General features: G+C 66.2%; 1 protein-coding gene. It reads left to right on the top strand.

All coding sequences use genetic code 11. From position 1 onward, the window contains the following. On the top strand, nt 1-1,121 hold a 1,121-nt coding region (gene hutU / locus AC1DD5_RS25660), incomplete at both ends, for a urocanate hydratase (RefSeq protein WP_477523127.1).

The raw sequence follows: 1,121 nt of genomic DNA, 5'->3' as shown, positions 1-1,121 counted from the left end.
CCTGATGATTTGGTGGTTTACGGCGGCACGGGCCGTGCTGTCCGGTCCTGGGCTGCGTTTGATGCGATCACCCGGACCCTGGAGACGATGGAGAAGGACGAGACCCTGCTGGTGCAGTCCGGCAAGCCGGTGGGTGTGTTCCGGACCCACGAGTGGGCGCCGCGGGTGTTGTTGGCGAACTCGAACTTGGTGGGGGACTGGGCGACGTGGCCTGAGTTCCGTCGTCTGGAGGCCGAGGGCCTGATGATGTAYGGGCAGATGACGGCCGGGTCCTGGATTTACATCGGTACGCAGGGCATCCTGCAGGGCACGTACGAAACCTTTGCTGCGGTGGGTAATAAGCTCGCGGCGGAGGGCCGCCACCCGGCGCCTGCTGCTGATGGTTCGTCGGAGGGACCGTTGGCTGGGACCCTGACCCTGACCGGTGGGTGTGGCGGTATGGGCGGCGCGCAGCCGCTGGCCGTGACCCTGAATGATGGTGCGTGCCTGATCGTGGACGTGGACGAGACCCGCCTGCGCCGCCGCGCCGGGAAGCGGTACCTGGATGAGGTCGAAACGGATCTGGATGCCGCGATCGCGAAGGTCCAGAAGGCCAAGGCCGAGCGCCGTGGCTGGTCGGTGGGSTWTGTGGGCAACGCCGCGGAGGTGTTCCCGGAACTGCTGSSCCGYCAYAAGGCCGGCGAGGTGACCTTTGATGTGGTCACGGACCAGACGTCCGCGCATGATCCGTTGTCGTACTTGCCGGAGGGCATCACGGTGGCGGAGTGGCACACGGAGGCCGCGGCGGATCCGGAAGGCTTCACCAAGAAGGCCCAGACGTCCATGGCCCGGCAGGTCCAGGCGATGGTGGAGTTCCAGGACGCCGGGGCCGAGGTCTTTGATTACGGCAACTCGATCCGGGATGAGGCACGCAAGGGCGGGTACACCCGGGCGTTTGAGTTCCCTGGTTTCGTTCCGGCGTATATCCGTCCGTTGTTCTGCGAGGGCCTGGGCCCGTTCCGCTGGGTTGCCCTGTCGGGGGATCCGGAAGATATCGCCGTGACGGACAAGGCCATCAAGGAGCTCTTCCCGGAGAACACGCACCTGCACAAGTGGCTGGACGCCGCGGCGGAGCGGGTGGA

The sequence above is a fragment of the Paenarthrobacter sp. 10L420 genome (assembly GCF_056395385.1).
This window is presented reverse-complemented; position numbering and strand designations above follow the sequence as displayed.